This window comes from Novosphingobium indicum, assembly GCF_014645195.1.
GTDB classification, from domain to species: domain Bacteria; phylum Pseudomonadota; class Alphaproteobacteria; order Sphingomonadales; family Sphingomonadaceae; genus Novosphingobium; species Novosphingobium indicum.
The window spans coordinates 201,800-224,400 of sequence record NZ_BMLK01000007.1 but is presented as its reverse complement, the minus strand read 5'-3'; the positions used below and the strand labels follow the sequence as shown (position 1 = coordinate 224,400).

The window sequence follows — 22,601 nt, the reverse complement described above, 5'->3', positions numbered from 1 at the left end:
GCGTGAGGGAGAGGGAAAAGCGCGAGTCTTGGACTTAATCTAAATTGAATTTAAATTGTCTGTAGAGTAGTGTCCAGACGCAATGGAAACGCCAGACACCACACTGCCTCCCCGTCGCCAAATGCGCGGATCGCGCACCGATGGCGAGGTGACCCGTACCCGCATCGTGGAAGCGGCAGGACAGCTTTTCGGTGACCAAGGTTACGCTGAAACGACAAGCAAGGCCATTGCATCGAAAGCCGGCGTCGATCTCGCTTCCATCAACTATCATTTCGGCACCCGCGACGGGCTCTACAAGGCCGTTCTGGCCGAAGCGCATCGCCGGCTTGTGAGCGTGGCGGAACTGGAGCGCATCACCCATGCCCCTGAACCCGCAGAGGCGCGCTTGCGTCAGCTTATCGAACTTCTCATCTCGCGAGCCATGAGCAAGCGCGGGTGGAACGCCCATGTGCTCGCTCGTGAGTTGCTTTCGCCCTCCTCGCATCTCGACGTGCTCTTTGCCGAGGAGATGTCGCCCAAGTTCCGGTTCGTGGCAGGCCTGCTTTCGGAAATCACCGGGATACCTCTGGGCGATCCCAGCCTGATCCGTTGTGCGATCAGCGTCGGCGCGCCTTGCGCGGTACTGTTCGTGGGCGGGCGCATCCCCACGCCGCTCACCACCCAGCTCATGGAATTGCCGCAGGATCACCTCGTCGATCACCTGCATACCTTCGCCATCGCCGGGCTGGAGGCCATCGCGCGCAAACGCGCCGGGTGACGGGAGTGCAACGTATGGTTGGGCTTTTCCGTTCGCCCTGCTAGGCGCCGCCGTCATGTTGACGATCCGAGACATCACCGTGCGCCTGGGCGGCCGCACCATCCTCGACGGCGCGAGCGCGACGCTTCCGCAGGGCGGCAAGATCGGCCTGATCGGGCGTAACGGGGCGGGCAAGTCGACCCTGGTGAAGACGATCATCGGCGAACTGGAGCCTGATGGAGGCGCCGTCGATATGCCGCGCCGGGCACGGCTGGGCTATATCGCGCAGGAAGCGCCAAGCGGCACCCGCACACCCTTCGAAGCCGTACTCGATGCCGACACTGAACGCACTGCGTTACTCGCCGAATCCGAGACCTGCACCGATCCCCACCGCCTCGGCGACGTACACGAGCGGTTGATCGCCATCGACGCCTACGCCGCGCCGGCACGGGCCGCGCGCATCCTTGTCGGTCTGGGCTTCGACGAGGCCATGCAGGGCCAACCGCTCGACAGCTTCTCAGGCGGGTGGAAGATGCGCGTCGCGCTGGCCGCCCTGCTCTTTTCCGCGCCCGACATGCTGCTGCTCGACGAGCCCTCCAACCACCTGGATCTCGAAGCGACGCTGTGGCTGGAAAACTTCCTGCAGAGCTACCCCGGCACGCTGCTGGTAATCAGCCACGAACGCGACCTGCTCAACACCGTGGTCGATTACATCCTGCATCTGCAGGCCGGCAAGCTCACGCTCTATCCCGGCACCTACGACAGCTTCGAACGCCTGCGCGCCGAACGCGCGGCACAAGCCGAGGCCGCGCGGGCCAATCAGGAAGCGCAGCGCAAGAAGCTCGCCGACTATGTCGCCCGCAACTCGGCCCGCGCCTCGACGGCAAAACAGGCCCAGTCGCGCGCAAAGATGCTGGCGAAGATGCAGCCGATCGCGGCGATGGTCGATGATCCGTCGCTCTCGTTCGACTTTCCGAGCCCGGACGAACTGCGCCCGCCGCTTGTCACGCTCGATGCCGCCGCCGTGGGCTATGTCGAAGACACCCCGGTGCTGCGCCGTCTCAATCTGCGCATCGATCCGGAGGACCGCATCGCACTGCTGGGCCGCAACGGGAACGGCAAGACCACACTGGCACGCCTGCTCGCGCGGCAGCTGGAACCCATGGAAGGATCGGTCAGCTTCTCGCCCAAGATCCGCATCGGCTACTTCACGCAGTATCAGGTGGAGGAACTGCCTGCCGGCTCGACACCGCTGGAACTGATGACGCGCGCGATGGAAGGCAAGCCGCCCCAGGCCGTGCGAACCCAGCTCGGCCGCTTCGGCTTTTCCGGCGACCGCGCCACCGCCGAAACCAAAACGCTGTCAGGCGGCGAACGCGCAAGGCTGGCTCTGGCGCTGGTCACACGCGACGCGCCGCACCTGCTCATCCTCGACGAGCCGACCAACCACCTCGATGTCGACGCCCGCGAAGCGCTGGTGCAGGCGCTCAATGCCTTCGAAGGCGCCGTCATTCTCGTCAGCCACGACCGGCACATGGTTGAACTGACGGCGGACCGCCTCGTGCTTGTCGATCAGGGCACCGCGGAGACCTACGACGGCTCGATGGCGGACTATATCGACTTCGTCCTCGGCCGGAACCAGCCCCGCAGCGAGGTCAAGCCCGGCAAGACCGACGGCAAACCGAAGCGCAAGTCGGGCACGGTAGCCCGCGACGAACTCAAGGCGCTGCGCCGTAAGGTGACCGAGACCGAAACCCGCATGACACGGCTTCAGCAGCAACTTGCGAAGCTGGACCAAGCCCTTGTCGATCCCGCTGCGGCGACAGGCGATCTCAAGGGCCTCGGCATCGGTCAACTGGGCAAGCGCCACACGAAGGTGACGGAGGAGCTCGAGGAAGCCGAGATGGCCTGGCTCGAGGCCAGCGAAGCGCTCGAACAGGTTATGGGCGGCTAAGCGAGCTTCCCGACTGAGGACACCGGATTGTCGCGGCGTCGTCATGGTCGAACCCTAGATGCACGCCATGCCGAGCCTTTCGACCACCAAGACCAAGCGCCTTCTCGCTTCCATCCATGACGTCGGCCCCGGCTCGGAACGTCAGGCAGAGCAGCTGTGCGGGTTGTTGGAGCGACGGCTTGGTAGCCCCCGCTTCGCCATGCTGGTCGTGCCCGACCACTGGGGAGATCATCCGCTAAAGCAGGATCGCGCTTTTCAGGCAAAACTGCGCGCATGGTCCGATGCCGGTGTGGAGATGTTCGTCCATGGCTGGTTCCATCGCGACACTGCCGTTCACAGCGGCGCCGCGCAGTTCAAGGCCAGGCACATGACCGCCGGCGAGGGAGAATTCCTCGGGCTGGACGAAGCGACCGCGCTTATCCGCATGACCGAAGCCAAGGCACTGATCGAGGACATCATCGGCTGTCCCGCCGCCGGGTTCATCGCCCCGGCATGGCTTTATGGCGAGGGCGCGCGTGCCGCCTTGCGCAAAGCCGGCTTCGCGTTAGCCGAGGATCACTGGAAAGTCTGGGATGCCAAGTCGGACGCAGTGCTGGCCAAGGGCCCGGTCATCACCTGGGCCAGTCGCTCACGCATGCGTACCGCATCCTCGCTCGCCTTTGCCGCGCTGGCCCGGCGTGCCCTGCCCGTGCTTTCCACGGTGCGCATTGCGGTCCATCCCGGCGATGTGACGAAAGCCAGCCTGCTCGACAGCATCGACCTGACGCTCAAGCGCTTCGCGGCCACGCACCAGCCATCACGGTACGGCGACCTGCGCTGATCGGCGGCGCTTGATGGCAGTTTGAAGGCGCCGGCGCGTCGGCAAGATGACACCGCCATGCACAGTCACAAACCCGACATTCTCGAAACATAGACGGCCCGCGGATTCAAAAAAAATTGCCCGCCGCGAACTGCGGACGGCATGTGGCCACGGCGTCTGATCGATCATGCAGAGAGCACTGCGCATTGTCATTCCGATACATAGCCTCGATCCCGGCGGCGTGGAGCGCGTGGCGCTTGGTCTGGCCATGGAATGGCAACGCAACGGCCACGAGGTGAAAGTCGTTCTCGGCCGCTCGGGCAGCGCCAATCTGTGCTCTGCGCCGCCACTCGACTATTGGCAGATCCCCACCGGTTTCCCCACGGCTTCGTGGGAAACGCCGTGGATGGTACACTGCCTTTTCACCTATCTCCTCCGCCACCAGTGCGACGTGCTGTTTTGCCCCGGCAATACCTACGCGGTCGTCGGCGCGGCGATGAAAGTGCTGCTCGGCGAACATGCTCCGCCGATGGTGCTCAAGGTCAGCAATGCCCTGGAACGGCCGGACATGGCCCCGATCATGCGGCGGGGCTACGAAAGCTGGCTGCGCTTGCAGGGATCGCTCTTCGACAGGCTGGTGAGCCTGTCCGAACCGATGCAGCGCGAAATCTGCAAGACGACGCTCGCACCGCCCAAACACGTTCCCGTTATTGCCAACCCGGTCATTCCGCGAAAGCGCCTCAGGAACCTTGCGCGTATCGAACGCCGCCCAGGGTCGGTCTGGAAGACGGCCTACCTCGCTGCAGGCCGCCTCGTCCCGCAGAAGAACTTCGCCATGCTGCTGCGCGCGTTTGCCAAGGCCGCCCGGCCGCATGACACCCTCACGATCGCCGGCGAAGGGCCCGAGCGCAAAGCGCTGGCGCAGCTTGCAGCAGACCTAAACCTTGCCGAGCGTGTCGTCTTCACCGGCTATGTCCCGACCATCGACGCGCTACTGGCCGAAGCCGATGCCTTTGTCCTGAGCTCGGACTACGAAGGCCTGCCCGGTGTCGTGGTCGAGGCTCTTGCCGCCGGGCTCCCGGTTCTTGCGACCGATTGCTGCGTCAGCATGGCCTGCCTGCTCGATGACGGCCGCACCGGCCTCCTCGTGAAGCGTGGCAACGAAGCCGCCTTCGCCGACGGGCTCGTGCGCATCCGCCAGTTCCAGACCGACGCGGACCGTGCCCGCCACATCGCTGCCGGCTACGAGATCGAAGGGGCCGCGCAACGCTACCTCGACATGATGGCCGACGTGCGCCGCTGCCATCGCCGCGAAAGCGACCGCCAGCGCAACCTCCAACTCCTATCGCCGCGCGCAACGCGCCATCCGCTGCATTGATCAGCCCAAGTTGCCGGAGACACCTGTGCCTGAACCCCTTGCTGCCATGGCTTCCGACATGCCGGCTCTCGACGTGAGCTCGAAAATCGAGCTTCGTCCGCAGGACCGCAATCGGCACCGCGGACGCAACGCCATCTTTTCGGTGCTACTGTCGCTCGCCGTGATCGCCGCGGTGATCCACGAGATGGGCGGTCTCGACGTCTCCCGCCTGCTCGCCATGGTTCCGGCCAGCCCGCTGTTCTGGATCGTCTTCGCTGCGGCCTACCTCATTGCACCCGCCACCGAGTGGGTCATCTTCAACCGGCTCTGGAGCATTCCGGCCGCGGGGTTCGTCGCGCTGTTGCGCAAGAAGGTCTATAACGAACTGCTGCTGGGATACCTCGGCGAAGCCTACTTCTACACATGGGCCCGCCGACGGGTCTCGCTGGATGCCGCACCGTTCGGTGCGGTCAAGGACGTGGCGATCCTGTCCGCCATCACCGGCAACGCGGTAACTCTCGCGCTGCTCATCGTCATGTACCCGATGCTGGGCAAGACCAGCCTCGGGATCGACACCCGCACGCTTGCCCTTTCGCTCGGGGTCATTCTCGTCATCTCGATGGCGGCCATGGTATTCCGCAAGCGCGTGTTCACTCTGCCCCGCGCCGACCTGATGATGATCACGCGGATGCATCTGGTGCGCATCATCGTGTCCGCCGTGCTTTCCGCTGTCGTCTGGCACCTCGTGCTGCCGGAAGTGCCGCTGACATGGTGGCTCTATCTCTCGACGCTGCGCCTGCTCGTCTCGCGCCTGCCGCTCATGCCCAACAAGGATCTGCTCTTCGCGGGGATCGCCGTCGTCGTTCTCGGCCACGAGCGCGACATCGGTGCCCTCATGACACTGATGGCCGGGCTGATCCTCGCGACGCACCTCCTGCTGGGCAGCGTCATTGCCATCAACGACCTCGCCAATCCGGAGAAACGCTGATGATCGCTGCGACGCTTCCTGTCGCGGCCGTCGCCCTGCCCTTTATGGCGGCGGCGGTAATTCCCTCCACCCCCGATCTCGGAAAAGCCGCGGGAAAGTGCCGGCCCGACGAGAAAGGCCCGGCCTTCCTCGTGACGGTGAACGGCCTCAAGGACCGCAAAGGCGAACTCAAGCTCGAAGTCTACCCGGCCACCAAGGACGGCTTCCTTGAAGACGACAACATCCTGGTGAGCGAAGGCAAGACTTTCCGGCGGGTGGAAGTGCCCGTTCCGGCCTCGGGAACGCCGCAGTTGTGCATCCGCGTCCCCGGCGCGGGCCCCTACGCGGTCAGCCTGCTTCACGACCGAAACGACGACCGCAAGTTTAACTGGACCATCGACGGGATCGGCTTCGCCGGAAACCCCCATCTGGGCTGGAGCAAGCCCGACGTGGACAAGGCAACGGCTACCGCTGGAGATGGCCCCACACCTATCACCATCGTTCTCAATTACCGCCACGGCCTCGGCGTGGCCCCGTTGCGCAAGGACTGATTTACCGATGAAGATCGTGGACGTATGCGCCTTCTATTCGCCGCGCGGCGGCGGTGTGCGGACGTATGTCGAGCAGAAGCTCAAGATCGGCCCCCGACTCGGCCACGAGATCGTGATCGTCGCCCCCGGTGACGAGGATGCAGTGATCGAACGCGGCCCGGGCGCCCGCATCGTTTTCCTGCGCAGCCCGCGCTTTCCGCTCGACCGCAAGTACTGGTACTTCAACGAGGCCGAACGGCTGCATGCCACACTTGATGCCGAAGCACCCGACTTCGTCGAGGCGACGTCCCCCTGGCGCAGCGCCAGCCTCGTTGCCGACTGGGCCGGCCCTGCCCCGCGCAGCCTCGTGATGCATGCAGATCCGCTGTCGGCCTATGCCTATCGCTGGTTCGGCCCGATCTTCTCGCGCGAAACCATCGACCGTCAGTTCTCGATGTTCTGGGAGCACCTGCGCCGCAACAGCCGCCGGTTCGACCACGTCGTCTGCGCCAATGCCGATCTGTCGCAGCGTTTGCGCGAAGGCCGGGTCGCCAATACCGCGACGATCCCCATGGGTGTCGAACCCGGATGCTTCTCGCCCGCCTTGCGTGATCCGGCATTGCGTACGCGCCTGCTGCAGGAATGCGAATTGCCCGAAAGCGCCACGCTGCTGCTCGCGGTCGGCCGACTGGCCCCCGAAAAGCGCTGGCCGATGGTGGTCGATGCAGTCAACGCGGCGAGCTGCGACATGCCGGTCGGCCTCGTGATGCTCGGCGAAGGGCGCGAGCAGCGCACCATCCTGCGCCATATTGCCGGCAATCCGCATATCCGGCTGCTGAGCCCCGAACGCGACCGCCGCCGCTTTGCGCGCATCCTCGCCAGCGCCGATGCGCTTGTGCACGGGTGCGAGGCGGAAACCTTCTGCATGGTCGCCGCCGAAGCGCGGGCCAGCGGTGTGCCTGTCGTGGTTCCCGATGCCGGCGGTGCCGTCGATCATGCGCAGGGCGGCGCGGGCTTCACCTATACGGCCTGCGATCCGGTATCGGCCGCGCAGGCTATCCGCGCTGTGGCAGCGGCCCGACCGCGACCGACCACCACAGCCCGAACCATGGATGAACACTTCGAGGACCTGTTCGCCACCTACGCCGCGACCACCGCCGCACAGCGGCAGGCAGCCTGACCTCACTTTATTTCGGGAATGCGGTGCCGTGGCGCGCCGCGTTCAGCGCCAGTGCGACCAGAGCTGGCGCTTGGCTTCGCTGTGTTCGCGCGGTTCTTCGGGAAGCTGCTCGAAACCGGGCTGGAAGCCCAACAGAACGTACATGTCACGTTCCAGATAAGGTGCCGCATCACCGGCGCTCATATCGACTCGGGCGCACTCGCCAAGTCCCGGCAATTTCGTCCGAAAAAGCCCTTTTCGCATGACAGAACAACCCTTGGATGAGATCCGCGAACCCTGAAGTTCGGCTACTGGTGTCGTCGCTGGCGTTCAAGCCGGACCGGAGCCTGTCACACTATGGTCAGACAGGCAAGGCGCCCCTGTCTGAGAACAGCAGAGCGGAATGTCCTAGCCTCTCCTCTCGTCGGTGCGGCTCCACGCCATCTAAGCATCGTGCCGCAACAACAAAGCGATGCACACGGGAGACCCCATGACCGACGCCAGCCCCTTTCCCCTGCCCGTCCGGGTGGAAGACGTGACCGCGCAATGGCTGACCACAGCGCTTCGTACGCGCAATCCCGGTGTCACGGTCAGGTCATGCGAGGTCATCGACACGGTCTTTTCCACCTGCAGCAAAATCCGGCTGCGTCTCGACAGGAACGATACCGCGATCGCCGCCGGCATTCCCGAACTGATCATCGTGAAAGGCGGGTTCGAGGAACACGGTCGCCGGTACCACCAGATGCATGAGCGTGAAGTGCGCGGGTACCGCGATGTCTACCCCTATGTCCCGCTGCCGCACCCGGCCTGCTATTTCGCCGAATACGACGAGCAGGAGAAGCAGGGTATCATCATCATGGAAGACCTCGTCGCCAAGGGCGTCGAGTTCTGCCACGCAACGAAACCGCAAACGCACGAGCAGGTGGCGCGGCGGTTGGGCTATCTGGCCCGCTTCCACGCCGCGACATGGGACACCCCGGAAATCGAGCCCGGTGGACGTTGGGGCGACCTGCCCGAGTTTTTTGCCGTCATGCAGGATTTCTTCGACGAGAAGAGCTCCGCCGAGAACTGGGCCCGGTTCATGGCCGCTCCACGCGGTGTTGCCTCCTCCCGGCACTTTCAGGATCGCGACTGGCTGGTGGCGAGCTGGACGAAAATGGCAGCCTACGCCCGGTCGTTGCCGCACTGCGTGCTGCACGGCGACATCCATCTCGGAAATCTCTACATCGATCCCGACGGAACGCCGGGCTTTCTGGACACGCTGGCCAGTCGCGGACCGGGAATGCTCGAGGTGGCCTATCACATCTCGGGCTCACTCGACGTTGCAGACCGGCCAAAGTGGGAAGGCGCTCTGGTGCGCCACTATCTCGACGAACTCGAACGCGCCGGCGCCCCTGCCCCCACCTTCGACGAGGCCATGGCGCAATATGCGATCTTGCTGCTCTACGGCTACTTCATCTGGATCACGACGGAGTCGCACTATCAGGCGGAGGCCGTGAACACGGTCAATGCCATGCGCTCTACGATGGCGATGCTCGACCACGAGACGGCCCGTCGGATCGCGGATCTATGAATGATCGAAAAAGCTGAAACAGCCTCTCTTTTTCTCGACAACTGTCTAGAATTCGAATCCCTTTTCATTGTGGCCGCAAGGGCGAGAACGAAGCATTCTACCGTTCCAGCATTGCCCGAGGCCGCGATTGGCAGGCCCTCCATCCCCACTAAGGTCGCGCCACGAACCGGCATCGATGGCCGGACGGGAACGGCCAAGAAGAAACGCCGCACACCAGTGTGAGGGATCGCTGCACCCGCGAGAACGGGCAGCGAGGGATAGTGGGGAGGCAATACATGAACAGGAAGATCGCTTTGCTTGCGGCCAGTGCACTCGTGCTGGTCGAACCGTGGGCCATGGCTCAAGCCCAGGATCTAACCGATCCGACAGCCGAGGAAATCATCGTCACCGCGCGCAAGCGGCAGGAATCGATCCTCAAGGTCCCGGTGGTCGAAACGGTCATCGATTCCGATACGCTGCAGCAGTCTCAGATCACCGACATCCAGGCCGTGACCACCAAGGTACCCGGGCTATTCGTCGGCACGTCGGTGCTGGCTATCGGTTCGCAGATTTCGCTGCGCGGCGTCGGTACCAGCGCGCTCGATGCGGGCATCGACCAGTCGGTCTCACTCAACATCGACGGCCAGCAGTTCAGCCAGGGCCTGACCTTCAAGAGCGGCCTCTTCGATCTGGCGCAGGCAGAGGTGCTAAAGGGCCCCCAGGCACTGTTCTTCGGCAAGAACAGCCCCGGCGGCGTTATCGCCCTGACCACGGCCGATCCCAAAGACTACTTCGAAATCATAGCCCGCGGCAGCTACGAACTCGTGGCTCGCGAGAAGCGCACCGAACTCATCCTGTCGGGTCCGCTTTCCGACACTCTCGGCGCGCGCCTTGCCGGGACATGGTCGGACCGTGACGGGTATTTCAAGAATACGGCGGTCGCCATTCCCGGCCTCGGCGGGACCACGCTCGGCGGACGCAACGGCGGCAACGAGAACTGGATCGTACGCGGAACCCTGGTCTGGAACCCGAGCGCGGACTTCAAGGCCCGCCTCAAGGTGAATGTCACGCGCGACAACAGCAACAGCCCTACCGGTCTGCAGGGCGTGTCGTGCCCCAGCGGAACCGGTCCCGGCGCGCTGGGCATCCAGTTCATCGGCGGCACCCATCCCTGTCAGCAGGACGACGAAGTCGAATACGTGGGAATGGATCCGAACTTCTTCGGGGGCCTATTCCCGGATGGCTCTCCGGCACTGCGCAACGACGGGGTGCCCTTCACCGACATCCGGCAGCGCTTCGGCGTCCTCGAGATGGACTATAACGTCACTCCGGACATTCTGCTGACCTCGACCACGACGTACTACCACAACGTGACTGACACGATGGCCAACGGAGTTTATTCGGGCGCCGCCGGCCCGACGCTGTTTGCCGACAACCATTTCAAGCGCCGCGACACGACGCAGGAACTGCGCCTCGAATCCGATTTTCAGGATTCGCCGCTGAACTTCCTGCTCGGCGGCTACTATCAGGACGCGGTGATGAAGAACCGCATCTACGTTGGCGGCAACATGGCGCTCGGCCTGCCGGCAACGCTTACGGCGGGTACGCACGACCTGGATATCAAGTCAGCCTCGCTCTTCGGACAGCTGCGCTGGAAGCCGGTGGAGACGCTCGAAATCGCCGCCGGCGTGCGCTGGACCGACGAGACGCGCAAGGATTTCGCCACGACCCTGTCCAATGCAGCGACCAATATCTATACGCCGGTCGATCTGATCACACCCAAGATCACCTCCAAGAACTGGTCGCCCGAACTGACCGTGACCTACACGCCCACTGACAACTTCACGGTCTTCGGCGCGCTCAAGCAGGGCTACAAGTCGGGTTCGTTCTCGATCACGACCCCCGCTTCACCGACCAAGGACAATTCGTTCGGCGACGAGAAGGTTCAGGGCGGCGAGATCGGCTTCAAGGCCCGTTCGTCGGACCGCAGCCTCTACGTCAACACGGCCTTCTACTACTACAAGTACAAGGGCCTGCAGGTCGGCGTCTCGCAGCCCGCATCGGATAACGGCATTCCGGAGCTGCGCACGCTCAATGCCGGTTCATCGCGCACATACGGCATCGATTTCGACGCGAACTACCATCCGCCCTCGATACCGGGCCTCGGCCTCAACCTCTCGCTGAACTGGAACAAAGCCAAGTTTCTCAGTCTGCACGGCGTGCCCTGCTACGGCGGCCAGACCATTGCGCTCGGCTGTACGGAAGCCCCTGTCCCCGGGTCCGATCCTATCACGTATACTGCATCCGACGCGAGCGGCGAACCGCTGGAAAAGGCGCCCGAGTGGCAAGCCATCGGTGGCTTCGACTACAAGACCTCGGTCGCGGAGGGACTGGATCTGGTCTTCGGCGGATCCGCGCAGGTCTCGTCCAAATACAAGGCCGTCATCGGCAACCGCGACGACTACTACCAGCGCGGCTTCACCAAGCTGAATGCCTACCTGACGCTGAAGGATGCCGACGACCGCTGGGAGCTTTCGCTGATCGGCAACAACCTCAACGACGTGCTGCGCGGCGGTTATTGCGCCAATACCGACCTGCAGAACACCACAGTGTTCACGCGCTTCGCGCAGGTCACCGGTCAGGCCACGAACCCGACGGGCAAGATCGACGATGTAGCCTGCGTGGTCGAACCCGGCCGCCAGATATTCATCAAACTCACGCTGCGTCCTCTGGGGATGTTCCAGTAACAGCCTGCCAATGTGCAGCAATCAACGGGCGGGCCGGATTTTCCGGTCCGTCCGTTTTCATTGAACCGCTGCAGTGGCGGTTGGAACGAAGGCATATGCTGTTCCATGCAACATCGGTGACCGCGGAGAAAGGGACAGGCAAGGATGCATGAGCATCCAGAAGGAGACCCCATGCCTGCGTCCGTGCCGGAAAACCAACGCCCCTCGACGATCCCGGCGCTGCTGGCAGATGTCGTAGGCCGAAGGGGCGATGCAGACGCCGTCGCGACCGTTGCCGAAACCATCGACTATCACGAACTGGACCGGCGTAGCGCTCAACTTGCGCGGGCATTTGTGGCGGCGGGTGCGGGCAAAGGCACACGCATGGCCCTGCTCGCGCCCGACGGCATCATCTGGATTACCGCCTTTCTCGCCAGTCTGCGCATCGGCGCTTTGTTGACCTGCGTCAGCACGCTCGCCACTCCCAAGGAACTGGCCCACATGCTGCGCAACAGCGATGTGCATTTTCTGCTCGCATCGCGGCGCTTCCTGAACCACGACTATGGCGAGAAGCTCGAGGCGGCCCTGCCCGGACTGACCGGATCGACGCCCCGCAACCTCCAACTCGCCGACGCCCCCTATCTTCGCCATATCTGGATGGACAATCCCGGCGGGCTCAGCTGGTGCAGTGCTATCGACGACCTTCTCGCCCTTGCTGTTAAGCCGTCCGCTCCCGACGCTGAATTTCTCGCCGCTATCGAGGCGCAAGTATCCCCCGCCGACGAAGCCGTGATCGTCTATACTTCGGGAAGTACCTCCCTGCCCAAGGCAGTGGTTCACACCCAGTGGAATGTTACCCGGCATCCGCCCGAACTCGCCAAGCTCTTTCTAGTAAGGGAAGGCGATCGCATGCTGCCGATGCTGCCTGCGTTCTGGCTTGGCGGCATGGCCATGGCGATGCAGGTGCTGAGCCAGGGCGCCACGCTGGTCTATCCGGCTTCGCCCGATCTCGAGATCGTTTTGGACACGATCCTGACCTGCAACGTGAACCGGCTCAACGGTTGGGGCGACGGCCTTGTCCGGCTCCGCAAGCTTGCCAGCGACCGCGGCGTGGATGTCGATACCATCGTCGGGCTCGGCCCCTTCCGGGACGCAAATGGCGCGCTGATCCTGCCGCATCTGCAGTCCAACATGCTGGGCATGAGCGAAACCTTCGCGCCGCATAGCGCCGAGCCGATCAACGTTCGCTTACCCGACGACAAGCCGGGAGCCTCGGGCCGCACGGTGAACGGATACGAGCGCCGCATCGTCGATCCGGATACCGGCGCAGAAGTGTCGGCGGGTGAAGTCGGCGAACTGCAACTACGCAGCGGGGCTCTGATGAACGGGTTCTACGGCAAGCGCCGCTGCGAGGTGTTCACGCCGGACGGGTTCTATCCCACGGGGGATCTCGTGCGCATCGACGAGGACGGCTACCTGACGTTCGTTGCCCGCCGCAACGACATGATCAAGACGCGCGCGGCCAATGTCTCGCGGCTGGAAGTGGAAGCCGCACTGCGCGAGCTGCCCGGCGTCGCCAGCTGCGTCGTCACCGGATTGCCGGATGCCGAGTTCGGCCAGGTCGTCGCTGCTGCGGTAGTGCCAGCTGACGGCACGGAGCCGGATGCGGAAATGCTGCGCACAATGTTGCGCGACAGCATTTCCAGCTACAAGGTGCCCCGCCGCTTCGTGTTCGTCCGCGAAGAGGACATTCCGCGCACGACCACCGGCAAGCTCAAACTGGACCAGCTCAAGGACCTGTTCGACTAGACCTCTTCGGCGTAGTCGCGCAGCTCGTTGAAGCTCTCGAGGTCAGGTTCGAGCTTGATGTCGAAGCTCTTCGTAAGCATCGCCATTGTCTGATAGCAGCCGGCAAGGAACACCAGCTCCATGAGCTGTTCCTGGGAATAGCGCTGGCTCAGCCTCTGCCATGTGCCGTCACCGATCCGCTGATCCCGATAGAGTTCGCCGCAGGCTCCCAGCACGTCACGGTCCTCGTCGGTCAGGGCATCGCCCTCCCCGCTGATGAAGGCGGTGATCTCGGGCTCGCTGAGGCCGCACTTGCGCGAGATGACGACGTGGTGGGTCTTCTCATAGACATCGCCGCACAGTTCCAGCATGCGCAGGCAGACGATCTGCCGGTCGCGTGGGGACAGCGCCGTCTCGGCGATCAGTTCTTTCAGCCAGGGCACAAAGGTCCCGTACATCCGCGGGCTGTTGATCAGCACACGGCTGAATTCGAGGTAGGTCCACTCACCGACGAGGGTCTTCTGTTCCTCGGAGAAGCTTGCGGGATCGAGTGCAGGTATACGGTTCATTGCAAAGCTCCTTCAAAGTTATTGGGTAATCCAACCGCCGTCGACGGCGATGGCCTGTCCGTTGATGAACCGCCCACCTTCGCTGCACAGGAACAGTGCAGTTGCCGCAATCTCCGAAGGTTCGCCGAGACGTCCCATCGGGCTCGCATCGAGCACGCCCTGCAGCAGTTCCTTCGGCAGGTTCTGGTTCATCTGCGTGTTGATCGTTCCGGGGCAGATCGCGTTTACCGTGAGGTTTTCGCGCGCGTATTCCAGCGCTGCCACTTTCGTCAGCCCAACCACCCCGTGCTTGGCGGAGACATAGGCCGCGAACGTGGCCGCGCCGACGAGCCCTGCGACCGAGGCGCAATTGACTATAGCCCCGCCGCCCGACTGCAGCATGGCGGGGATCTGATGTCGCACGCAGTGGAACGTGCCGGTAAGGTCGACAGCCAGCACCCGATTCCAGTTTTCCAGCGTGCATTCCGCCGTACGCTTGCCGTGCTCACCATCGATACCCGCAGCATTGAATGCGGCATCGAGCCGGCCATAGGCCTCGACCGTCTGCGCCACGGCTGAGGCGACCGAAGCATCGTCGGTCACATCGCAGGCGATGAAGCGGCAAGTGCCCAACTTTTGCAGTTCGGCCTCGGCCCGTGCTCCGGCATGGGGATCGCGATCGACCAGCGCCGTGGCATAACCGGCAGCCACGAAAGCTTCGGCTGTGGCGCGGCCTATGCCCGATGCGGCACCCGTCACGAAGGCGACCTTGCGGTCGGCTGCTTCACTCATTGCGTTTTCTCTCCCCGATTTCGTTCGTGTTCTTGACGTTCGGTCTATTCCGAGATGATCGGAAAAGCGCTGTCCGGAAACGGCCCGTACGGCGTCATGCCATGCGCGTCGGGCACGAAGGCCTCCGGCGGCGACCCGTTCCAGCGAGCATCGGCCGGCTGCGGCAGAACCAGATAGGCCCAGCGCGGACGGTCGAGATTGTTCTGGCCCGCACCATGGACGGTGAGATGGCTGTGCGCGGTGACATCGCCCAGTTCGTAGGTCACCTGCTCGGTCATCGGCATGTCCGCGAGTTCGGGATAGACCTCGCGAATGTCCTTGCCGTCATAGCTGGTGTAGTTGCCCAGCACGCCCAGACGGTGCGAGCCCTCAATGAAGGACATTGTGCCTGCTTCGGGACCATAGCCTTCCAGCGGAATCCAGAAGGTCATTCCCCCGGACCGGTCGACGGCAAAAGTGATGAAGTCCTGATGGAAGCTGGTGGCGCCATTGCCCTGATTTCGGGTCTTTCTTGCTGCAGGCAGCTTGGGTGCGAAGAAGTCGTTGAACAGCCGCGTCGGCACGTTGGCCTTGCGCGCCATCAGCGCCTTGGCTGCAGCCCCCACGCCGTGCAGCATGGGCCGAACCGCCGGATCGGCGTACCCGCTGGCAGCCTGCGCGTTGAAGTAGGGCTGATCGATACCGTAGGGCGGATTGCTGTCCCCGTCCTCGCCCATGATCCCCTGGGCTTTCTTCAGCAGTGTGGCGATTGTCTCGGGCCCGATGAAGCGCTTGAGCAGGACCCAGCCCTTCTCTTGATAATGCGCGACTTCCTCCGGCGTGATCGTGCGACAAGGCGCGATGGTGGCGGCTTCCATATGGGCTCCTTCGAAAAGCTCAGGCGACGGCCTGATCGCGGTCGTAAGCCGCAAGGATTTCGGTCACGACATGATGCTGATGGCGCAGTGCCAGTTCATGATCGTGATAGTGAAATTCGCGGATCTGGCCGGAATCGAGTGCGCGCTGAATCCGTTCCAGTGTGGAGAAGTCCTCCATCACCACATCGCGGAACTCGACCATGGTGTTTTCCTGCCCGAAGCGTTCGGCAGCGGTCCGCGCCGGTTGCACGAAGACGCGTTGACGGTAGAGGCTGCGGTTTGGGCCGAGCGGCCAGACCTGGTGCGCGGTGTACATCCCCGCCGACAGCGTGAAGCTCAGCGTCGGGAAGAACATGATGAGATCCACGGTCCAGAACGGCGAGCGTGTAGGGTTGATGCCCGGAGGATAGTCCCTCGCTGCACCGGAAACGTTCTGCGCCGCGGCAGCATGGAAGTACGCCAGTTTCTGGACCGGCTTAGGTTCGCCCGCGACCGAGTAGTGCGAGTTGGTGCGGTGATTGCCGCGAATGCGCACATCCAGCAGCCGCCCCATGGGATTGCCCGAGGCCATCATCGTCGGCGCCGCCGAGTTCGGATGCAGCACCGGGATATGATAGACTTCGGCCGGGCTGTCGTTGACCAGCTTCCAGTTGCAGGCGATCTCGCACTCCCACTGGTAGGATTGCGTGCATTGCCCCCAGGGATAATCCGCCGTGTCCGCGCCCTGCTCGCCCAGCCATTCCTCTAGCGACTGCGGCGGTTCTTCAGCGGGGCAGACGAAGATGAAACCCTGCCATACGCCAGTGGCGATGCGCCTCAGGCCCATCTTTTTCTTGTCGCACCCGAAAAAGCCTTCCTCGTCGCGGATGCGTTTGAGATTGCCCTCGAGATCGAAGGACCACCCGTGGAAGCGGCACGTGAACAACCCGGCGCTGTGCCCATCGGGGCGATGTTCGGCCACATTGCCGCGATGGGTGCACACGTTGTGGAAGCCATTCACGTCGCCCTGCCGATCTCGGCAAATCAGCAGTTCGTAGCCGAACGTCGGGAGATCGCAGGTGAAGAAGTCGCCAGCCCTCGGGATCTGCTCGACACGCCCGATCATGTACCATGAAGGCCGCAGGATCGCTTCCAGCTCTTTCGCGTAGACCGCAGGCTCGTGGTAGATGGCCGTATCGACGGGTCCCCTCCCGATATCGGGATAGCGTTCAGTCAGCCCTAGATCCGGAACGGGCGGTTTTGCCATTTCGTTCATGCAGCCTCTCCCGCAAGGGGTTGAGCATCGGTGTCAGAAATCTGGCGCAGATAACGTACGCGCTCGACCGGAAAGCCATCGTAGACGCGCGGATCGCCGTACCATTCCACGGCTGGCGCCACTTCGGCGAGCATCAGCATCAGCCGCAGAAGGTTCTCGACCGGCGGGGTGAGGTCGCCAAGCTGATGTTCGCGCAAACAGCCCAGAACTGCTTCGCCGCGTGGCAACATCGTGTCGTAGAACTCGCGCAGCGTCTCGATCGTACTCGACTGGCGCTTCGCCATTCGTGCAACGGCATCGGGGCACACCCATTCGGGCACAAAGCGCTCGAGATCGGCGAACCCATCGGGCAAGCGGGCATCGGTCTCGCTCATCCCAGAGTCCGGATCGCTTCGGACCCGTCCCAGTCCTCGGATGCTGCCTTGAAGGCGCCGAATACCTGCGCGGCAACGGGATTGGCCGTGATCAGCTCGGTGAGATAGCCAAGCTGCGGGGTTGTATCGATGTAGCAGGTGCGCGCGCCCATCATCAGGCCTTCAAACGCCATTTCCGCGCCGCTCGAAAGGTAGGCTTCGCGCTCCGATCCGTAGTCCTCGCAGTAGAGGCCGGTGTGATGGAAACCTGCCTTGCCGAATGGCACGACATCGCTCCATACGCCGGGGCGGTCATCGAGCGGCTGCACCAGTTCGATCTGCGTATCCCCGTATTGGCCGATGGCGGCGCGATGCGGCGCAATGTCGGAGGGAGCTCCGCGATAGACCCCGTCCTCGAAGTGCACGTCCTCGAACAGGAAGAAGGGACCGGCACCGGTCGTGCGGACCCATTGGCCGATGGCGGCTTCGAGGTCCGGCACGACCCAACAGAGCTGCACGATGGACTTGTTGCGATCCGAAGGGGCTATCATGCTGCACGAATTCCCTGTTGCGGTTGATATGTGTGCCGCGAGCCGGGCGGCAGATCGTCGAGCACGAAAGTGCCGTCGCGGATGACGGCCTTCAGCGCTTCCTGTGGACGTGCCAGCACGGTCGGGTCGGCCACCGGATCGCCATCGACCACGATCAGATCGGCAAGCGCCCCCGTCGCGACGACGCCTAGCGTATCCTCACCGTCCAGCAGCGCTTCGGCCGCATTCTTCGTGCCCCAGGCAAGAACCTGTTCGGCAGAAAGACCGGGAACGGCGGCATAGTAGCCGAATTCACGGCCATAGTTGCCGACCTGATGATCAAGCGGATCATCCTCGATCACTTCGCGAAACACGCCCGAGTAATCGTCGCCGACGAGCATCCGCACCCCCGCCTTCTGCGCCGCCGGAAGCACGTCACGCACGTGGTCGTAAAGCCGCTGCATTTCGGCATCACCCCAGCCAAGCTGGAGCAGGCACTTGGGATAGATCAGGCTGGGCACCCAGAACGTGCCCTTTTCGACCATGGCGTCGATAGCCTCGGCATCGATCTCGTCGCCGTGGTCGAGAATGTCTACGCCCAGTTCGATGCACTCCATGATCATCGCCTTGTCGGAGACATGCGCCCGCACCTTGGCACCGCGACCATGGGCGGCATTGACGATGGCCTCGATCTCGTCACGGTCCATGTTGCGCGAAACGCAGTTGGGAAAACCGTGTCCCTGACTGGCGAAGATCTTGATCGTCTGCGCGCCGCGACGGGTGTATTCACGCACGATCTTGCGCATCTCGAGCGGCCCGTCGAAAAATACGTCGGTTCCCGGCGTTTCCTGCCTGCGCCACCACTTCTTGCTATCGTTGAGATCACCGGTAGTGCCGATGTGCGGGCTGCACGCACGCAGCCGCGGACCTTCGACAATCCCTTCGGTAATCGCGATCTTGTACTGTGCATCGACGTCGTTGCTGCAGCTCGCACCGACATAGCCGGTGAAGCCACTCTCCAGCAGCACGCGGCCGTTACGGATCGCCATCGCCATCATCACGCCCGGCGGAAATTCCTTGCCCAGCGGATCTCCGGCCATGCCCTGAGCCAGCGTGAACTTGTAGAAATCCGGATGAAAATGGCAGGTGATCAGTCCGGGCATCAATGTCATGCCATCGAGATTGATCACGTCGTTTCCCGTCGCCGGTTCCGTACCAAGCGAGGTGATACGATTACCGTCCAGCGTGACCGTCTGAAGGTCGGGTAGCAGCGCTGTCCCGTCGAATACGCGCGCGTTGATGAATGTCGTAGCCATGATCGCAGACTATGCCCGTGCCGATGGCGCGGCCATCGCAGCACCGCTGGACTCTAGAACAGCCCGAATGGCCGTCCCAAAGATGACAGGCCTCACGCCGTACGCCGCCGGAATGTCAGAGGAAGTCGCTCGAAGGTATGGGTTGCAAGCGTTGGCAGGAAAGTGAGTTCGCTCTCCGGCACCGCCAGCTTGATGTCGGTCAGCCGCCGGATAAACTCCTGCGCGGCAACCTTCACTTCCATGCGGGCCAGGGCAATGCCGACGCACTTGTGAATACCGGCACCGAAGGTCAGGTTCGCCCCGACATTCGGACGGGCAATGTCGAGCCGCTCCGGGTCGGGGAAACGCGCCGAGTCATAGTTTGCCGCAGCATACATCACGCAGATCTGGGACATCGCGGGGATCATGGTGCCGCCCACCTCGACATCGCGCATGGCCGTACGGAACAGACCGTGGACCGGAGGATGCAGCCGCAGCACTTCCTCCACGAAGCGGCTCATCACACGGTCGTCGTCGACCTGCGGGTAGAGCTCTTCGGCCAGCCCTTCATGCGTCGCCAGAACATGGAGCACGTTGGCGATGCCCGCTGCGGTGGTGTCGTTGCCGGCGATCAGGAACGCCCGCACGGTCGCAACGAGTTCGGTGAAAGTCAGTCGCGGGTTTTCCTCGTCGTTCAGCTGAGCATTCACGAGGTCGGTGATCATGTCTTCGCGCGGGTTTTCCTGACGCTCGCGGATCTCGGCGATGATCGTGTTCTGCAGATCGCAAATGGTACGGGCATTGACGACCATCTCGTCATGCGTCTGCATGCGGCCGATCTGCGCGAGGATCGCCGTGGTCCACCAGGCGACCTTCTCGGTACCGATCCTGGAGAAGTCGAGGCCAAGCTGTTCGCAGATCAGATGCGCGGTCAACGGCGCCCCGATATCGAGCATGCCATCGCCCTTTCCCTTGTCCGCCACTTTCTCGATAAGGTCGATTACGATCTGGCGAATGCGCGGCTCCAGATCCTTCACCCGGTGCGCGGTGAAGGCCTTTTCGGTCAGGCGCCGTAACCGGGTATGCGCCGGCGGATCGATGGCGAGGTCACGGATGAAGCCGCCCCCTTCGCGATCAAGGATCTCTGCGAATTCCTCGACATGCCCGTTGGCATAACGGTCCTGATATCCATGCTCGAGCGAGAAGGTATCGGAATCGGCCAGCACCTGCTTCGCATCGTCGTACCGGGTGACGAGGTACACATCGAGGCCCGGATCGTAATAGACCGGCCGCTCTTCTCGCAGCGCATCGTAGAAGGGAAACGGGTCGTTGCGAATGGCAGGATCGAGCCTGGTCTCGGTTCCGTGAATGCGCGCTTCGGCGGTATCAGGCATCTTGGTTCTCCACGGCATAGGGCCGGATTTTCCAGTCGGATGTGTCGAAGGAAGCGAGGCCCACAGTCTCTGCGCCATCCTCGGCAACGATGGCGTTCCACCGCGCCGCGACATCCTCGATCGTTAAGCAGGGCGACGCGATGCCCTGGGTCCGGGCAATGAAGGTGCGCTGCACAGCCCCGCCCACGGAATCGATGCATTCGCCATTGGCCTCACAGGCCTCATGGCAGAGCCAGGCCAGCGCCGGAGAGGACAGCTCTGCCGGCAAGTGTTCGCGCGAATGCTGCAGCATGGGGGAATCCTCCTGCAGCATGGCCGAAACCATGCGGGTGAAAGCCCCCGGACTGAGCGCATTGACGTGGATCCCCAGCCCGGCGCCTTCGGCGGCCAAAGCGCGGGTGAGAGACCACAAGCCGCCCTTGCTGGTGGCATAGGCCGCCTGATCGGCGAACCCGGTCATCGAGGCTGACGTCGTGTTGACGATCCGGCCGAAACCCTGCGCCTTCATGTGGGGCCATGCTGCCCGGCAGCAGTAGTAGGCCCCCATAAGGTTGATCTGGATGTGCCGCTCAAAATCCCGCGATGTCATCTTGTCGAAAGCGGCACCGATGGAAATTCCGGCGTTGTTCACGAGAACGTCGATCCGACCGAACGCCTGAAGTGCGGCGTCCACAATCGCGCCGCCGCCTTCCTCGCTTGCGACCGATGCTGTGCTGGCGACTGCCTTGCCGCCGGCCTCGCGGATTTCGGCGGCCACCGCTTCGGCGCTGGCGCGGCCTTCGTAGCCGGGCGTTTCGGGATCGAAGCCGATGTCGTTCACCACGACACTGGCACCGCGCCCTGCCAGCAGCATCGCATGGGCCCGGCCAAGGCTGGGGTTGCCCCCGGCGCCGGTCACGACGGCTACGCGCCCGTCGAAACGGTAATCCCCGCTCATACGGATCCTGCCACGCGGCGATATGCGAATAGACCGGTCTGCAAATGTCACCCCCGCAAATAACGAAGGCCTTGCGTATCATCCGGTTTCAATGCCGCTCAACCGGTGCAGGTCAGCGCGGCCCGGCAATGCAAGAACACGTGCCGGGCCCTGTTCCAGCCTGTTCAGGCGTAAAGGCTGTCTACCGTCATGGTGTCCCGGCTGATCCGCAACTCACCGCGGCTGACCGCCCCGGTCATCAGCGTCTCGTACCCGTTGCAGAGCCGCTCGCGCAGTTCCTCGAAATCGAAACAGCCGTCCGCCCATTCGACACAGGAGGCGCCAAGGTACGTCATCAGCTGTTCCGCCAGGCCCCGCGCGCTGATGTCGCTCCGGATTACCCCGGCCCGTTGCTGTTCGAGCAGGAACCGGTGAAGGGTCTTTTGCTGCCGCTCACGGAAATCATAGAAGATCTGGCGTGAATCCGTGAAATAGATCCGGCACACGTTGCGGCAGAAATCGGGATTGATGCGGATCGAGGTCAGCTCCCGGTCCAGCATGGCTGCAGGCGCTTCCGGATCGAAAGGATCTGGCGTGGCGGTGAGGTTCACGTAGATCGAATACTCGTGGATGGCCTCGGTTATCGCGAGATCGCGGGGGCCCACCAGATTGTAGATGGTCTGGACCGCATGGCCCGACTGCTCGGCGATGCGACGCACGGTAACGCCTTCAAGCCCCTCCTCCGTCAACAAACGACGGATCGTGGCGAGGATGATGGACCTGCGCTGGCGCTGGTTGTGGCCCGGCATCGGCGTACGGCTGCCTTTAGCCTGGGTCGCCCGGCTGATCGGCCGAGAAGGATCGAAGATAACAGGTAGCTGCGCGGTATGGCTTTCCATTAGCGTCTCTCTCCTCCTCGCCGCGCCTTGTATTTCTTTTCCGGTCATGCCGGGGCGCGTCGAATATCAAAAACTCTGTCTGTGGAACGCGTCCTGCGCAAGGGCATTGGCCGCACAGAACAAGTCTCAGGTTCGTTCCAGACAATCACGTTTCCCCGGGCTCATACCATCTTCTAGCCCCGACAGCGACACAC

21 protein-coding genes are annotated in these 22,601 nt (G+C 63.2%); 11 read left to right on the top strand and 10 right to left on the bottom strand.

All coding sequences use genetic code 11. The features are described 5' to 3' along the window. Window positions 1-82 precede the first annotated feature (82 nt). The 11 genes from IEX64_RS09495 (at window position 83) to IEX64_RS09440 (ending at window position 13,589) form a co-directional block, all read left to right on the top strand. Complete coding sequence (locus tag IEX64_RS09495; RefSeq protein ID WP_188819411.1) at window positions 83-757, top strand: TetR/AcrR family transcriptional regulator; 675 nt, start codon at window positions 83-85, stop codon at window positions 755-757. A 55-nt stretch (window positions 758-812) separates the two neighbouring features. Beyond that, window positions 813-2,690 (top strand): ABC-F family ATP-binding cassette domain-containing protein, encoded by a 1,878-nt coding sequence (locus tag IEX64_RS09490; protein ID WP_188819410.1) that lies wholly within the window; start codon window positions 813-815, stop codon window positions 2,688-2,690. A gap of 67 nt (window positions 2,691-2,757) precedes the next feature. Then, window positions 2,758-3,510, top strand: a complete 753-nt coding sequence (locus IEX64_RS09485; protein WP_188819409.1) for a DUF2334 domain-containing protein — start codon at window positions 2,758-2,760, stop codon at window positions 3,508-3,510. Between the two features lie 166 nt (window positions 3,511-3,676). Then, on the top strand, window positions 3,677-4,867 hold the full coding sequence (locus tag IEX64_RS09480; RefSeq protein ID WP_188819408.1) for a glycosyltransferase: 1,191 nt from the start codon (window positions 3,677-3,679) through the stop codon (window positions 4,865-4,867). A 25-nt stretch (window positions 4,868-4,892) separates the two neighbouring features. Beyond that, window positions 4,893-5,834 carry a hypothetical protein gene (locus IEX64_RS09475; protein ID WP_308422595.1) on the top strand — a complete coding sequence of 314 codons (942 nt, stop codon included), beginning with the start codon at window positions 4,893-4,895 and terminating at the stop codon, window positions 5,832-5,834. Continuing rightward, on the top strand, window positions 5,834-6,364 hold the full coding sequence (locus tag IEX64_RS09470; RefSeq protein ID WP_188819407.1) for a DUF2141 domain-containing protein: 531 nt from the start codon (window positions 5,834-5,836) through the stop codon (window positions 6,362-6,364). Before IEX64_RS09475 ends, IEX64_RS09470 begins: the two co-directional genes overlap by 1 nt. A 7-nt stretch (window positions 6,365-6,371) precedes the next feature. After that, window positions 6,372-7,523: a glycosyltransferase gene (locus IEX64_RS09465; RefSeq protein WP_188819406.1), complete on the top strand. Its 1,152-nt coding sequence runs from the start codon at window positions 6,372-6,374 to the stop codon at window positions 7,521-7,523. A gap of 469 nt (window positions 7,524-7,992) precedes the next feature. After that, complete coding sequence (locus IEX64_RS09455; protein ID WP_188819404.1) at window positions 7,993-9,075, top strand: phosphotransferase family protein; 1,083 nt, start codon at window positions 7,993-7,995, stop codon at window positions 9,073-9,075. Continuing rightward, on the top strand, window positions 9,076-9,297 hold the full coding sequence (locus IEX64_RS09450; RefSeq protein WP_188819403.1) for a hypothetical protein: 222 nt from the start codon (window positions 9,076-9,078) through the stop codon (window positions 9,295-9,297). It abuts the gene before it with no gap. Window positions 9,298-9,350: 53 nt separating this feature from the next. Beyond that, entirely contained in the window at window positions 9,351-11,801 is a 2,451-nt protein-coding gene (locus IEX64_RS09445; protein ID WP_188819402.1) for a TonB-dependent receptor, read from the top strand. Window positions 11,802-11,972: 171 nt separating this feature from the next. Continuing rightward, window positions 11,973-13,589: a class I adenylate-forming enzyme family protein gene (locus IEX64_RS09440; protein WP_188819401.1), complete on the top strand. Its 1,617-nt coding sequence runs from the start codon at window positions 11,973-11,975 to the stop codon at window positions 13,587-13,589. Here IEX64_RS09440 and IEX64_RS09435 read toward each other — a convergent pair. The 10 genes from IEX64_RS09435 to IEX64_RS09390 form a co-directional block, all read right to left on the bottom strand. Continuing rightward, window positions 13,586-14,137, bottom strand: coding sequence for a carboxymuconolactone decarboxylase family protein (locus IEX64_RS09435; RefSeq protein WP_188819400.1), 552 nt, complete (start codon window positions 14,135-14,137; stop codon window positions 13,586-13,588). The two genes, IEX64_RS09440 and IEX64_RS09435, sit on opposite strands and share 4 nt — an antisense overlap. An 18-nt stretch (window positions 14,138-14,155) precedes the next feature. Continuing rightward, window positions 14,156-14,908 carry an SDR family NAD(P)-dependent oxidoreductase gene (locus tag IEX64_RS09430; RefSeq protein ID WP_188819399.1) on the bottom strand — a complete coding sequence of 251 codons (753 nt, stop codon included), beginning with the start codon at window positions 14,906-14,908 and terminating at the stop codon, window positions 14,156-14,158. A 44-nt stretch (window positions 14,909-14,952) separates the two neighbouring features. Then, complete coding sequence (locus IEX64_RS09425) at window positions 14,953-15,765, bottom strand: phytanoyl-CoA dioxygenase family protein (RefSeq protein WP_188819398.1); 813 nt, start codon at window positions 15,763-15,765, stop codon at window positions 14,953-14,955. 19 nt (window positions 15,766-15,784) lie between these two features. Then, the gene (locus IEX64_RS09420; protein WP_188819397.1) at window positions 15,785-17,020 is read right to left on the bottom strand and encodes an aromatic ring-hydroxylating oxygenase subunit alpha; all 1,236 of its coding nucleotides are present in this window, start codon (window positions 17,018-17,020) and stop codon (window positions 15,785-15,787) included. Then, window positions 17,017-17,394, bottom strand: a complete 378-nt coding sequence (locus IEX64_RS09415; protein ID WP_188819396.1) for a hypothetical protein — start codon at window positions 17,392-17,394, stop codon at window positions 17,017-17,019. Before IEX64_RS09415 ends, IEX64_RS09420 begins: the two co-directional genes overlap by 4 nt. Continuing rightward, complete coding sequence (locus tag IEX64_RS09410; RefSeq protein WP_188819395.1) at window positions 17,391-17,924, bottom strand: VOC family protein; 534 nt, start codon at window positions 17,922-17,924, stop codon at window positions 17,391-17,393. The genes IEX64_RS09415 and IEX64_RS09410 overlap by 4 nt, the downstream gene beginning before the upstream one ends. After that, a complete protein-coding gene (locus tag IEX64_RS09405) occupies window positions 17,921-19,219 on the bottom strand; it encodes an amidohydrolase family protein (RefSeq protein ID WP_188819394.1) in 1,299 nt (432 codons plus the stop codon). Before IEX64_RS09405 ends, IEX64_RS09410 begins: the two co-directional genes overlap by 4 nt. 92 nt (window positions 19,220-19,311) lie before the next feature. Continuing rightward, window positions 19,312-20,592, bottom strand: a complete 1,281-nt coding sequence (locus tag IEX64_RS09400; protein ID WP_188819393.1) for a cytochrome P450 — start codon at window positions 20,590-20,592, stop codon at window positions 19,312-19,314. Further along, window positions 20,585-21,529 (bottom strand): SDR family NAD(P)-dependent oxidoreductase, encoded by a 945-nt coding sequence (locus tag IEX64_RS09395; protein ID WP_188819392.1) that lies wholly within the window; start codon window positions 21,527-21,529, stop codon window positions 20,585-20,587. Before IEX64_RS09395 ends, IEX64_RS09400 begins: the two co-directional genes overlap by 8 nt. A 164-nt stretch (window positions 21,530-21,693) precedes the next feature. Further along, a complete protein-coding gene (locus tag IEX64_RS09390) occupies window positions 21,694-22,407 on the bottom strand; it encodes a TetR/AcrR family transcriptional regulator (protein WP_188819391.1) in 714 nt (237 codons plus the stop codon). Window positions 22,408-22,601 lie beyond the last annotated feature (194 nt).